The sequence below is a fragment of the Anaerofustis sp. LCP19S3_F7 genome (assembly GCF_052119445.1).
GTDB classification, from domain to species: Bacteria; Bacillota; Clostridia; order Eubacteriales; family Anaerofustaceae; genus Anaerofustis; species Anaerofustis butyriciformans.
In genome coordinates this window covers 241,628-254,622 of record NZ_JBQKFF010000002.1, presented here as the reverse complement: position 1 = coordinate 254,622, position 12,995 = coordinate 241,628, and the positions used below count along the sequence as shown (strand labels likewise).

12 protein-coding genes are annotated in these 12,995 nt (G+C 30.9%); 3 read left to right on the top strand and 9 right to left on the bottom strand.

Features of this window, described 5'->3' with window-relative positions:
• Positions 1-87: 87 nt before the first annotated feature.
• Both ACTQYZ_RS04685 and ACTQYZ_RS04680 read left to right on the top strand, forming a co-directional pair.
• Entirely contained in the window at positions 88-921 is an 834-nt protein-coding gene (locus tag ACTQYZ_RS04685; RefSeq protein WP_441416112.1) for a deoxyribonuclease IV, read from the top strand.
• A gap of 3 nt (positions 922-924) precedes the next feature.
• Entirely contained in the window at positions 925-1,467 is a 543-nt protein-coding gene (locus ACTQYZ_RS04680) for a 5-formyltetrahydrofolate cyclo-ligase (protein ID WP_441023091.1), read from the top strand.
• 24 nt (positions 1,468-1,491) lie between these two features.
• Here ACTQYZ_RS04680 and ACTQYZ_RS04675 read toward each other — a convergent pair whose 3' ends face one another.
• Complete coding sequence (locus ACTQYZ_RS04675) at positions 1,492-2,688, bottom strand: ATP-binding protein (protein ID WP_441416111.1); 1,197 nt, start codon at positions 2,686-2,688, stop codon at positions 1,492-1,494.
• A gap of 141 nt (positions 2,689-2,829) precedes the next feature.
• On the opposite strand from ACTQYZ_RS04675, the gene ilvA reads away from it, so the two are divergent.
• Positions 2,830-4,035, top strand: a complete 1,206-nt coding sequence (gene ilvA / locus ACTQYZ_RS04670; RefSeq protein WP_441023088.1) for a threonine ammonia-lyase — start codon at positions 2,830-2,832, stop codon at positions 4,033-4,035.
• Between the two features lie 65 nt (positions 4,036-4,100).
• Here ilvA and ilvD read toward each other — a convergent pair whose 3' ends face one another.
• From ilvD to ACTQYZ_RS04630, 8 genes are all read right to left on the bottom strand, one after another.
• Positions 4,101-5,765, bottom strand: a complete 1,665-nt coding sequence (gene ilvD / locus ACTQYZ_RS04665; RefSeq protein WP_329385284.1) for a dihydroxy-acid dehydratase — start codon at positions 5,763-5,765, stop codon at positions 4,101-4,103.
• Between the two features lie 26 nt (positions 5,766-5,791).
• Entirely contained in the window at positions 5,792-6,289 is a 498-nt protein-coding gene (ilvN, locus tag ACTQYZ_RS04660; RefSeq protein WP_441023086.1) for an acetolactate synthase small subunit, read from the bottom strand.
• 17 nt (positions 6,290-6,306) lie between these two features.
• A complete protein-coding gene (gene ilvB, locus ACTQYZ_RS04655; protein WP_441023084.1) occupies positions 6,307-7,968 on the bottom strand; it encodes a biosynthetic-type acetolactate synthase large subunit in 1,662 nt (553 codons plus the stop codon).
• 209 nt (positions 7,969-8,177) lie between these two features.
• Positions 8,178-8,885 (bottom strand): ABC transporter ATP-binding protein, encoded by a 708-nt coding sequence (locus ACTQYZ_RS04650; protein ID WP_441416110.1) that lies wholly within the window; start codon positions 8,883-8,885, stop codon positions 8,178-8,180.
• A 1-nt stretch (position 8,886) separates the two neighbouring features.
• A complete protein-coding gene (locus tag ACTQYZ_RS04645) occupies positions 8,887-9,669 on the bottom strand; it encodes an ABC transporter ATP-binding protein (RefSeq protein ID WP_138269370.1) in 783 nt (260 codons plus the stop codon).
• 3 nt (positions 9,670-9,672) lie between these two features.
• Positions 9,673-10,698, bottom strand: coding sequence for a branched-chain amino acid ABC transporter permease (locus ACTQYZ_RS04640; protein WP_441023081.1), 1,026 nt, complete (start codon positions 10,696-10,698; stop codon positions 9,673-9,675).
• 15 nt (positions 10,699-10,713) lie between these two features.
• Positions 10,714-11,592: a branched-chain amino acid ABC transporter permease gene (locus tag ACTQYZ_RS04635; protein ID WP_441023079.1), complete on the bottom strand. Its 879-nt coding sequence runs from the start codon at positions 11,590-11,592 to the stop codon at positions 10,714-10,716.
• 168 nt (positions 11,593-11,760) lie between these two features.
• Positions 11,761-12,927 (bottom strand): ABC transporter substrate-binding protein, encoded by a 1,167-nt coding sequence (locus ACTQYZ_RS04630; protein ID WP_441023077.1) that lies wholly within the window; start codon positions 12,925-12,927, stop codon positions 11,761-11,763.
• Positions 12,928-12,995 lie beyond the last annotated feature (68 nt).

The window sequence follows — 12,995 nt, the reverse complement described above, 5'->3', positions numbered from 1 at the left end:
ATAAATCCCTATTAATTTTATAATAATTGTTTGATTTTTATTATAAATTTCTTATACTTAAATATAATAAAATTTTAGGAGAAAAAAATGTTAAATATAGGACCACACATATCAATAGCAAAAGGATATAAAAAAGCAGGAGAAGAAGCTTTAAAAATAAACGCAAATACATTTCAGTTTTTTACAAGAAACCCAAGAGGAGGAAAATCAAAGGATTTAAACGAAAAAGATGTTGAAGCTTTAACAAAAATAATACAAGATAATAATTTTGCCCCAATACTTGCCCATGCTCCATACACTCTAAATATGGCATCAGCAAAAGAAGATGTAAGAGAAGCTGCAAAAGAAATATTTAGAATGGATTTAGATATAATGAATCAAATCCCTTCAAAATTATATAACTTTCATCCTGGAAGCTACACAACAGATAACGTTGAAATAGGAATAACAAGAATTACCGATATTTTAAATGAATGTATAAAGGAAGATGACGATACATTTATTTTACTTGAAACAATGTCAGGAAAAGGCAGCGAAATTGGGAGAAGTTTTGAGGAACTTAGAGAAATCATTGACAGAGTAAACTTGAAAGATAAAATGGGAGTATGTTTGGATACTTGTCATGTTTACTGCGCAGGTTATGATATTGTAAATAATTTAGATAAAGTTTTAACCGATTTTGATAAAATCATTGGACTTGATAGATTAAAAGCAATTCACTTAAATGATACATTAAATGACTTCAATACAAATAAAGACAGACATGCCAAAATCGGAGAAGGCTTTTTAAAATTAGAACCAATAATAAAATTTGTTAATCATCCCGCATTAAAGCATTTACCATTCTTTTTGGAAACCCCAAACGATATGTATGGATATAAAAAAGAAATAGAATTATTAAGAGAAAATTATGTGGAATAAAATATGAAAAAAGAAGATATTAGAAAAGAAATTCAATTAAAATTACGAAATTTACAACATAGAGAAGAAAAAAATAATTTAATATTTAAAGAGTTAATAAGTAATAGAGATATAGAAAAAGCAGAAAATATTATGTGTTTTGTAAGCTTTAGAAATGAAGTTGATACTCATAAATTTATTAAACATATGTTAAAAAATAATAAAAACATATATATACCAATAATAGATAGCAAAAATAAAATAATGAATATATCAAAACTTAAATCCTTTGATGAACTTGAAAAAGGATTTTATGGAATCCTAGAGCCAAAGGAAGAATTTATAAGAATTACAGATCTGGAAATTTTGGATATTGTAATAACTCCCGGAGTAGTATTTTCAAAAAATAATTACAGAATTGGATACGGAGGAGGATTTTACGATAAATTTTTTGCTAACAAAAAGCTTAAATCAAAAAAAATAGGACTTTGCTTTAGTGAACAGATAATCGAAAGCATTCCTATAGATAAATATGATATTCCCGTTGACTATATAATTCATAAATAAAAAAATACCCATATGGGTATTTTTTTATATTCCTATTTTTACAAGCTCCACAAATTGTTTTGCAGTTCTTGCACTCCTTCCACCATGTCTTATTGAAAAAGCCTCTGCCTTTGTAAATAACTCATCAAGATCCATTTCTACACCGTATTGTTTAGCAAGATTTTCAACTATATTCAAATATGCTTTTTTATCAGGTTTTTGGAATGTTATTGTAAGCCCAAATCTAGCAGAAAGACTCATTGTTTCTTGAAGTGTATCATTTCTGTGAAGTTCATCACCTTGTCTTTCTGACATTGTTTCTTTAACTAAATGACGTCTATTGCTTGTTGCATAAATAGCAACATTATTACCAAGAGCTGAAACCCCACCTTCCAATATAGCTTTAAGAGCTGAAAAATTATCATCATTACCGGTAAAGCTTAAATCATCAATAAATATAACAAATTTTAATGGATTTGCCGCAAGCTCATCCACTATATTAGGTATTTTATATAATTGATTTTTCTTTATTTCAAGAAGCCTCAAACCGTCATTTTTAAAATGATTGCAAACTGCTTTTACACTTGAACTTTTTCCTGTTCCTGCATCACCATATAAAAGCATATTGCTTGCACCTGTACCGTCAAGAAGAGCTTTAGTATTTTTAATTATCAAATCTCTTTCTCTTTCATAACCAAATAAATCTTCAAGTCTTTGAGAATCAGGATATTTTACGGGAACTATTTTATCATCATCAAGAACAAAAGCTGTATATTTTGCATACATTCCATAACCCGTAAAAGTTAAAGAATTCACTTTTTCCTTATATTTTTCTTTTAAATCAAGCATAGTATTTTCCCATGCTGGTAGGAAACCATCATAAGAAATAAACTCTTTTATTTCAATAGGTGTTAACTTACTTAAATCATCAAGAATATTTAATTCTTCATCAACACAGTTTTCTATAAAATCAGGAACATTCTTCCCTGCAGCCTTAGCTTTTATATAAAAATTTTCATCATTTAATATAAAATTAAATATGTATTTTGAAAAATCAAAATCATAATTATAAAGACATGAAACAAATTCACTATACGCGAATACCATTGATTCATCATCTTCATATTCAAGAATAGTATCTAATAATATTCTTAAATTTTTTATAACATCTGTATTTAAAATATTTCTAAAAACTGCCAATGAATCCAGTTTTTCATTTAAGCCTTTTAATGTATGTTGCATTTTTCTTCTCCTATAAAAAAATATAATAAGAGTATATCACTAAATTTTTCTTTTTTAAATATTTAATTAAAAATATTTGAAATTTTCAGAAAATAATATATAATGTAATTTAATAGATTTTTATTTATAAGGAGGGTTAAAATGTTAACATTAGATAAAGTTTATCATGCAGCATTTACACTAAAAGATGTAATAAGGAAAACAGACTTAATTATTGCACCCGCTCTTAGTGACAAAAATAATATATATTTAAAAACAGAAAATTTACAAACAACAGGTAGCTTCAAAATTAGAGGTGCCTATTATAAAATAAGCCAATTAAAAGATGAAGAAAAGGGAAAAGGTATTATTGCTTGCTCTGCGGGAAACCATGCACAAGGCGTTGCATTAGCCAGCGAAAAAAGTAATATACCATGCTTAATATGTATGCCTGACGGTGCACCAATAAGTAAAGTAGAAGCAACAAAAAGCTATGGTGCAAAAGTTTGTCTTGTAAGTGATACTTATGATGATGCTTACAATAAGGCATTAGAACTACAAAAAGAAGAAGGCTATACTTTCATTCATCCTTTTAATGATGAAGATGTAATAGCAGGTCAAGGAACAATCGGACTTGAAATTTTAGACCAACTTGCAAATGTAGACGCAGTTGTAATTCCTATCGGAGGTGGCGGACTTATAAGTGGTGTTGCTTATGCCGTAAAACACCTAAAACCTGAATGTAAAATATATGGTGTACAAGCCGCAGGTGCCCCAAGTATGTATAAATCTGTAAAAGAACATCAAAGACAAGCAACAGAAACAGTAAATACATTTGCAGATGGTATTGCAGTTAAAGAACCTGGAGACTTAACATACGAACTAGTAAGTGAATATGTAGATGACATTATAACTGTAACAGAAGATGAAATAGCAGCAGCAATCCTAACATTAATGGAAAAACAAAAACTTGTTGCTGAAGGTGCAGGAGCCGTATCTGTTGCCGCAGCGATGTTTAATAAAATTCCACTTAAAAACAAGAATGTTGTTTGTATCGTAAGTGGTGGTAATATCGATGTTAACATTTTAAACAGAGTAATTGACAGAGGTCTTGTAATGAGCGGAAGGAAAAGTGCTCTTACAATTGCTCTTACTGATAAACCTGGACAACTTGTTGGCGTAAGTAACATAATAAGCAAATGTGGAGCAAACGTTGTAGGAGTTCAATACGACAACGGAGATCCTGAAATGCCTATAAACAGTTGTTTTATTAAGATAACAATGGAAACAAAAGACAGCGAACAAGCAAAAGAAATTGAAAAAGAACTTACAGAAAATGGATTTAGAATTGTAAGTGAAAGGGTATAAAAAGATATAATATTAATTAATAAAAAAAGAGATATATCAAATATATCTCTTTTTTATTTAATTTTTTATTTCATTACAGCACCTTTACTTGCTGAAGATACATTTCTTTGATATCTTGCAAGCCATCCACTTTTAACAGGTTCTTTAGGACATACATAAGCTTTTCTTCTTTTTTCAAACTCTTCATCACTTACTTTAGCATTAATCTTAGATGCAGGTATATCAATTTCAATAATATCCCCTTCTTCAATTAAACCAATATTTCCGCCTGCATAAGCTTCAGGACAAACATGACCTATTGATGCACCTCTAGATGCACCTGAGAATCTTCCATCAGTTATTAATGCAACTGTTTTATCAAGTCCCATTCCTGCAAGTGCACTTGTAGGATTTAACATTTCTCTCATACCAGGACCACCCTTTGGACCTTCATATCTAATGACAACAACATCCCCGTCAACAATTTTTCCATTATATATTGCATCAATAGCTTCTTCTTCACTATTAAATACTCTTGCTGGACCACTATGTTTAAGCATGCTTTCATCAACAGCACTTCTCTTTACAACACAACCGTCTTGAGCTATATTACCCCACATAACTGCGATACCACCTGTTTCGCTATATGGGCAAGCCACTGTTTTAATTAAGTTAACATCTTTAATTTCATGACCTTCAATATTTTCACCAACGGTTTTTCCATTTGCTGTAATTAAAGAAGTATCAACTAAACCTTTTTTGTTAAGTTCATGTAAAACAGCCATTAATCCACCAGCTCTGTTTAAATCATGCATATGAGTTCCGCCGGCTGGTGCAAGATGACATAAGTTTGGAACTTTTGCGCTAAACTCATTGAATATTTCAAGGTTTAATTCAACACCAGCTTCATTTGCTATTGCCAATAAATGAAGTACACTGTTTGAAGAACAACCAAGTGCCATATCACAAGCAAGGGCATTTCTTATTGATTTTTCATTAATAATATCTCTTGCTTTAATATCTTTTTCAACTAAATTCATAATTGCCATACCTGCTTTTTTAGCAAGTCTTATTCTTCCACTTTCAACAGCAGGAATTGTTCCATTTCCAGGTAAAGCAATACCAATAGCTTCAGCAAGACAGTTCATACTGTTTGCTGTATACATACCAGAACATGAACCACATCCAGGACAAGTATTTTCTTCATATTCTAAAAGTTCATCATCATTTATTAAATCTGCTTTTCTTGCTCCTACTGCTTCAAACATCTTAGATAAAGATGTTTCTTCTCCTTTTACAAGGCCTGACATCATAGGACCACCTGAACATACAACTGTTGGTATATTTAATCTTACAGCTGCCATAATCATTCCAGGAACGATTTTATCACAGTTAGGAACCAATACAAGACCGTCAAAGCAATGAGCAATTGCCATTGTTTCAACACTGTCTGCAATTAACTCTCTACTTGGAAGAGAATATCTCATTCCTGCATGTCCCATTGCTATACCGTCACATACCCCAATTGAAGGAACTTCTATAGGGGTTCCTCCTGCCATTCTTATTCCTGCTTTTACTGCTTCCGTAACTTTATCCAAATGAATATGTCCTGGAACAATTTCACTTTTTGCATTTACTACCCCTATAAGAGGTCTACTTAACTCTTCTTTTGTATATCCCATTGCATAGAAAAGACTTCTAGCAGGCGCCTTTTCCAAGCCTTTTGTTACATTTTCACTTCTTAACTTCATTGTCTTCTCCCTTTGTCGTTTATTTATTAATGTATCTCTCTTAAATCTCTTGAAATTCCTGTTATACCTGTTCTACAAACTTCTACAACATCATAACAATCTATCATTTTCATAAATCCATCTAATTTTTCAGGAGCACCTGTTAATTCAATAATCATGCTTTCTTTAGATAAATCGATTATTTTACCTCTGTATATATCAACAATTTCTTTAAGTGATGTTCTTTTTGTTTTATCTGTTTTAATTTTCACAAGTAAAAGTTCTCTGTAAAGAGAATTGCTTGCATCTAAAACAAATATGTCTCTTACAACTTCAAGTTTTTGTGTTTGAGTAATAATTTGATATAAAGATTGATCACTACCGTTAAAAACAATCGTAATTCTTGAAATATCAGGATGATTTGTCGCTGAAACAGTTAACGAATCAATATTAAAACCTCTTCTTCCATACAAACTTACAATTCTAGTTAAAACATTAGATTGATTGTCAACTAAAATACTTACAACTTCTTTTCTATCAGCCATCTTACATTCTCCTTATTTTAATTTATTATCATATCATCAATGGTTCCACCATTAGGAATCATAGGTAGAACTCTTTCAAGCTCTTCTATTCTACAATCAATCCATACAGGACCATCTTGTTTTAAAGCTTCTTCAAATACATCTTCAAATTCTTCTAATGTTTCTGCTTTATAACCTTTTAAACCAAAAGCTTCAGCTAATTTAACAAAGTCTGTTTTTCTGTTTAATACAGTTTGAGAGTATCTTTTATCATAAAATACTGTTTGCCATTGATAAACCATACCAAGAACGCCATTATTCATAATAATTGTTATAATAGGTAAATTTTGACTAACAGCCGTACATGCTTCATTTAAATTCATATGGAAAGACCCATCTCCTACAAATTGAATGACTCTTTTATCAGGACATCCAACTTGAGCACCAATTGCAGCGCCATAACTATATCCCATAGTTCCAAGTCCGCCACTTGTTAAAAATTTAACCGGTTTTACATTTTTTAGATATTGTGCAGCCCACATTTGATGTTGACCTACATCAGTAACAAAAATAGGTTTTTTATCTACCATTCCACAACTTGTCATTACAATATCGCCAGGATGTAAATTACCTTTATAATATGTATCTTCTACAGGTGTTTTACTCCATTTTAATGTTGTATCTAACCATTCTTTTCTGGTTTTCTTTTCAATAAGTGGAATTAATCTTTGTAAGAAATTTTTTACATCACTTATTATACTCTTATGTACAAAAACATTTTTATTGATTTCACTTTTATCAATATCAACTTGAATTTTTTTTGCATTGCTTGCAAATTTATTTGGATTAAGTGCAACCCTGTCACTAAATCTAGTCCCAAGAGCTAAAACCAAATCTGCGTTATATATAGCTTTATTTGCTGCAACAGTTCCATGCATACCAATCATTCCAAGTCTTCTCTTATTATTGTAACCAAGTACTCCTGTTGCCATCAAGGTATTAGTTGCAGGTATATCACCTTTTTCAAGTAATTCATTCAATTCTGCTATTGAATCAGATGCAACTATACCACCACCAAAATATATAACCGGTTTTTCTGATTCATTAATCATTTTTGCAACTTCTTCAATTTCTTCATCTGTTGCAATAGGATTTTCATATAAAGGAAGTGGACCTTGTTTTTTATATTCAACCAAATTTGCTGTTACATCCTTTGTAATATCAACCAATACAGGACCTTTTCTTCCGCTATTAGCAATTCTAAAAGCTTCTCTTAAAGCATCTTCCAAATCTTCTACTCTATTTACAAAAAAGTTATGTTTTGTTATTGGTAAGGTAACTCCAGTTATGCAAATTTCTTGGAAAGAATCTCTACCTATCAAATTATCTGGAACATTGGCAGTAATTGCAACCATAGGAATACTATCCATAAATGCTGTAGCAATACCTGTTACAAGATTTGTTGCCCCAGGACCACTTGTTGCAATAACAACACCAGTTTTGCCTGTTGCTCTGTAATATCCATCTGCTGCATGTGCTGCACCTTGTTCATGTGCCGTAAGGACGTGCTTAATTTTATCACTATATTTATATAATACATCGTAAATATTTAAAGCCGCTCCTCCCGGGTAACCAAACACCGTATCTACCCCATGCTCTAATAATACTTCTGCTACAATTTCAGAACCTGTTAATTTCATATCGCATCATCCTCTTCTATCTAATTATTTATTATTATTTTTTTATTGATTTTTTAATTATATAAATTTTATCAAAAAAGTACAAGTATTTAAACTAAATTATTAAGAATTTTCAGAATTTTTATATAATTTAACAAAATAAATATATCTTATATTTGCAAAAACTTCCCATTAAAACCTTAATGGGAAGTTTATCTTACATATATTTTTTAACCACCTAAATATGCTTTTCTTACATCATCTGATTGAAGTAATTCCTTTGCGTCACCGCTCATAACAACTTCACCTGTTTCAAGTATATATGCTCTATTTGATATTGAAAGTGCCATATTAGCATTTTGTTCTACTAAGAAAATTGTGGTACCTTCTTTATTAATTTGTTTAATTAATTTAAAAATATCTTGAACGATAACAGGTGCAAGTCCCATTGAAGGTTCATCAAGAAGTAAAAACTTAGGTCTTGACATCAATGCTCTTGAAATAGCAAGCATTTGTTGTTCTCCACCACTAAGTGTTCCTGCAAGCTGACTTTTTCTTTCTTTTAGTCTTGGGAACTTATTGTATATTTCTAAAATATCTTTTTTAATATTATCTTTATCTTTTCTTAAATAAGCACCCATCTCAAGATTTTCATATACTGTCATATCAGCAAAGATTCTTCTTCCTTCTGGAACATGAGAAACACCTCTTTTTACTATATCAGTGGCCTTTACATTATCAAGACTCTCTCCCATAAATTCAATATTTCCGCTTGTTTTTGGAACAAGCCCTGATATTGTTCTTAAAGTGGATGTTTTTCCGGCACCGTTTGAACCTATTAAAGTTACAATTTCTCCTTCGTTAACTTCCAAAGAAACATCTTTAAGGGCATGAATAGCACCATAATGTACATTTAAATTTTCAATTTTAAAAAACATTCTATACTTCCTCCCCTAAATATGCTTTTATTACTTTTTCGTTATTTTTTATTTCTTCAGGCTTTCCTTCAGCAATAATTGTACCAAAGTCTAAAACATATATTCTTTCGCATATTTCCATAACGAATTTCATATCATGTTCAATTAAAATAACGGTTAATTCATATTTTTTTCTTAAATTTTCTATTAAAATTCTAAGTTCATCTGTTTCACTTGGGTTCATTCCCGCTGCAGGTTCATCAAGGAATATTACACTTGCACCGGTAGCAACGGCTCTTGCAATTTCAAGTTTTCTTTGTTCTCCATAAGGAAGATTTTGAGCAAGCTCATCTCTTTTATCTGCAAGACCAACAAATTCAAGAATATTCATTGCATTTTCATAAAAAATAGTTTCGCATTCTCTGTATGCTTTAGTTCTAAAAATAGCAGAGAAAATATTATATTTTACTCTTTTATGCATTGCAATTCTTAAATTATCAAGTACGCTAAGTTCATTAAACAATCTGATATTTTGGAAAGTTCTACTTATACCAAAGCTACTTGTTATATAAGGTTTTAAACCGTTAATTAAAATTGTATCTCCAGTTTTATCATTTTTTAATTCAATTTTACCTGATGTTGGAGTATACACACCTGTAAGCAAGTTAAATATTGTAGTTTTTCCTGCCCCATTAGGTCCTATTAGACCTATTAATTCGCCTTTTTCAACATTTATATTTACATGAGAAACAGCTTTTAAGCCGCCAAAACTTTTACTTAAGTCTTCAATTTTTAATATTGCCATAAACTATTCCCCCACTACGTCTTTATTCTTTCTTATTTTATTTTTAAACTTTTCAACAGAAAACATTTCTCTTAATTTAACAAAGAAAGGAGTTTCACCTGATTTAATAAGCATTATGGCAATTAACATAATCGCATATAAAATCATTCTGATTTCTGAGAAGTCTTGAAGAGCAAAAGAAATAATATTTAAAACAAATGCTGCAATAATTGTTCCATTAATATTTCCTAGTCCGCCAAGTACAACAATCATTAAAATATCAATTGACTTCATGAAACCAAAGTTCTTTGGTTGAATAACGCCTACATAACCTGAATATAATGCTCCCGCAACACCTGCAAAGAATGTTCCTATAATAAAAGCAAGAATTTTTGCTTTAGTTACATTTACACCCATTGATTCAGCAGCTATTTCATCTTCTCTCACAGATACGCATGCTCTACCATATGATGATTTTAAAACATTTGTTATTACAAAATAACAAATAAACATACATATAAAACATACTTCAAGTGAAGAATATAAAGGGATTGAAGACAATCCGGCAGCTCCACCAAGGATAGTTTGGTCTACGTTTTGAATAACAATTCTGATAATTTCACCAAGGCCTAATGTAGCAATTGCAAGGTAGTCACCTCTTAAACGAAGAGTTGGAATACCAATTAAAAATCCTAAAAATCCTGATAAAATTCCACCTAAAATTAACGCAAGGATAACCATAACAATGCTATCTGACATTCTAAGAGTCATAAGAGCACTTGTATATGCACCTATTGCCATAAATCCCGCATGCCCTAATGAGAACTGTCCTGTAATACCTGTAATTAAGTTTAGACCAAGGGCTAAAATAATATCTATACAAAGTTTTAATACAATAGTTTCATAGAATGGAGAAATCATTCCAACAAAAATGAATAACTTTATTATTATATATGCAGCAACAAAAGCTATTACAGTAGGAATATTCCCTTTTAGTCCAAGTATCTTACTTGGATCTTGCTTTTTAAACATATCTAAAATCTTTTTCATATTAAACGTTACCTCCTATACTTTTTCCTTTCTATTCTTTCCAAGTAAACCTGATGGTTTAACAATAAGAATAATTATAAGGATTGCGAAGGCAACCGCATCTTTATATGCACTTGAAAGATAACCACTAACCAAAGTTTCAATTAGTCCAAGTGATACACCACCAACGATAGCTCCCGGTATACTTCCTATACCACCAAATACGGCAGCGATAAAAGCTTTTAAACCAGGTGTCATACCTGATAATGGATTTACAGTAAACATAGCACCATACATTACACCAGCAACAGCTGCTAAAGCAGAACCAATAAGGAATGTGAATGAAATTGCTTTATCTACACTTACACCCATTAATTGAGCAGCATCTGGATCAGATGAAACAGCTCTCATTGATTTACCTATTTTTGTCTTACTAATTAATAACTGTAATAAAACCATTAATACTAGTGTAATAAATGTAACCATTAATTTGTCACTTGGAATTGAAATTCCACCTAAATTAATGTAACCAAGTCCAAAAAATCCTGAAGGATATGTTCTAACATCTGGACCTACAAAATACATCATTGCATATTCAAGCAAGAAACTTACACCAATAGCTGTAATAAGAAGCGTAATTCTTGGTGCATGTCTTAGTGGTCTATATGCAACTCTTTCAATTACAACTCCAAGTATAGAACAAATTATAACTGCAATAATAGTTGCAGGTATAAAGCCTATTCCTAGCGTATATGAACAGAAAAATCCTACATATCCTCCTATCATTAAAATATCTCCATGCGCAAAGTTAATAAGGTTTATAATTCCGTAAACCATAGTATATCCAAGCGCAATCAAGGCATAAATACTACCAATGGAAATCCCATTGATAATTTGCTGAATAAATTGTTCCAAATTATGTACCCCCAGTATCTTTATTATTTTAAAAATATTGTTAAAACCATATTATATTCATATATTGTTTTAATCATATCCTTAAAACTGCAGTAAAGTGGTGAGTTTTTCTCACCACTTTACCAAAATTTATTTTATTTGTTAATAAATTTCAAATATTTTATTCAATTAAAGTTTTGTATTAAATACAGCATTTCCATCTTTAAATTCAAGTACTACTGTTTCTTTTACAGGGTTATGTTTTTCATCAATGCTTAGAGTACCTGTTACAGCTTGGAAATCTTTTGTTGCAGCTAAAGCTTCAGTAACTTTTTGAGGATCAGCACTTCCTGCTCTAGCGATTGCATCACAAGCAAGTTTACCTGCATCATATCCTAATGTTTCAAAAGCACCAGGATTTTCATCGTTATTTGCAGCTTTATAAGCTTTTACGAAGTTTTGAACAACTTCTGATTCATCATCTACTGCATAATGGTTTGTAAAGTATACATTTTTAAGTGCATCTTTACCTGCTGTTTCAAGCATTGTTGGAGAGTCATATCCGTCACCACCTAAGATTGGTAAATCAATACCTAAATCTCTTGCTTGTTTAATAATTAAAGAACATTCTGTGTAATAACCTGGTAAGTAGATTACATCAGCTTTTTTATCTTTGATTTTTGTAAGTACAGGAGAGAAATCTTTATCTTGAGCTGTAAATGTTTCTGTTGATACGATTGTTCCTCCATTTGCTTTAAATTCTGATTCAAATGCTTTTGCAAGTCCGTTTGAATAATCATTTGATGTATCAGCCAAAACGATTGCTGATTTTGCATTTAATTTTTTAGTTGCAAATTCAGCCATTTTGCTACCTTGTAATGAGTCTGTATAGCATAATCTAAATATATATTCTTGTACATTTCCGTTTGAATCTACTGTAATATCATCTGATGTACCTGAACATGTAATTGCAGGAACTTTATATTGATTTGCAGCTGCGATTGTTGCTTTGAAAGCACCTGAAGTAGCAGGTCCAATCATAACACTTACGCCTTCTTTACTTGCAAGTTTTGTTGCAGCACTCATAGCTTCATTGTTATCTGATTTGTTATCAATTTTAACAATTTCAACTTTTTTACCATTTATTCCGCCAGCTTCGTTTACTTCATTAACGGCCATTTCAACGCCTTTTGTACAAGCTTGTCCGTATGTTGCAACGTCACCTGACAATTCATAGTTAACCCCTATTTTAATTGTGTCTGAATTTTCTGCGCTGCTTCCTCCACATGCACTAAATCCTACAAGCATTGTTGCAGACAAAAGTAAAGCAGCAGCTTTTTTCATTGTCTTTTTCATCGTCTATACCCCTAACTAATTTTTTTAATTAATATAAAAATATATTAATAATTGTTATTATCTTACCC

Excerpts from the sequence above, each read along its gene's own strand:
- ACTQYZ_RS04685 (WP_441416112.1), top strand. The coding sequence starts at position 88 with ATGTTAAATATAGGACCACACATATCAATAGCAAAAGGATATAAAAAA.
- ACTQYZ_RS04680 (WP_441023091.1), top strand. The coding sequence starts at position 925 with ATGAAAAAAGAAGATATTAGAAAAGAAATTCAATTAAAATTACGAAAT.
- ACTQYZ_RS04675 (WP_441416111.1), bottom strand. The coding sequence starts at position 2,688 with ATGCAACATACATTAAAAGGCTTAAATGAAAAACTGGATTCATTGGCA.
- ilvA (WP_441023088.1), top strand. The coding sequence starts at position 2,830 with ATGTTAACATTAGATAAAGTTTATCATGCAGCATTTACACTAAAAGAT.
- ilvD (WP_329385284.1), bottom strand. The coding sequence starts at position 5,765 with ATGAAGTTAAGAAGTGAAAATGTAACAAAAGGCTTGGAAAAGGCGCCT.
- ilvN (WP_441023086.1), bottom strand. The coding sequence starts at position 6,289 with ATGGCTGATAGAAAAGAAGTTGTAAGTATTTTAGTTGACAATCAATCT.
- ilvB (WP_441023084.1), bottom strand. The coding sequence starts at position 7,968 with ATGAAATTAACAGGTTCTGAAATTGTAGCAGAAGTATTATTAGAGCAT.
- ACTQYZ_RS04650 (WP_441416110.1), bottom strand. The coding sequence starts at position 8,885 with ATGTTTTTTAAAATTGAAAATTTAAATGTACATTATGGTGCTATTCAT.
- ACTQYZ_RS04645 (WP_138269370.1), bottom strand. The coding sequence starts at position 9,669 with ATGGCAATATTAAAAATTGAAGACTTAAGTAAAAGTTTTGGCGGCTTA.
- ACTQYZ_RS04640 (WP_441023081.1), bottom strand. The coding sequence starts at position 10,698 with ATGAAAAAGATTTTAGATATGTTTAAAAAGCAAGATCCAAGTAAGATA.
- ACTQYZ_RS04630 (WP_441023077.1), bottom strand. The coding sequence starts at position 12,927 with ATGAAAAAGACAATGAAAAAAGCTGCTGCTTTACTTTTGTCTGCAACA.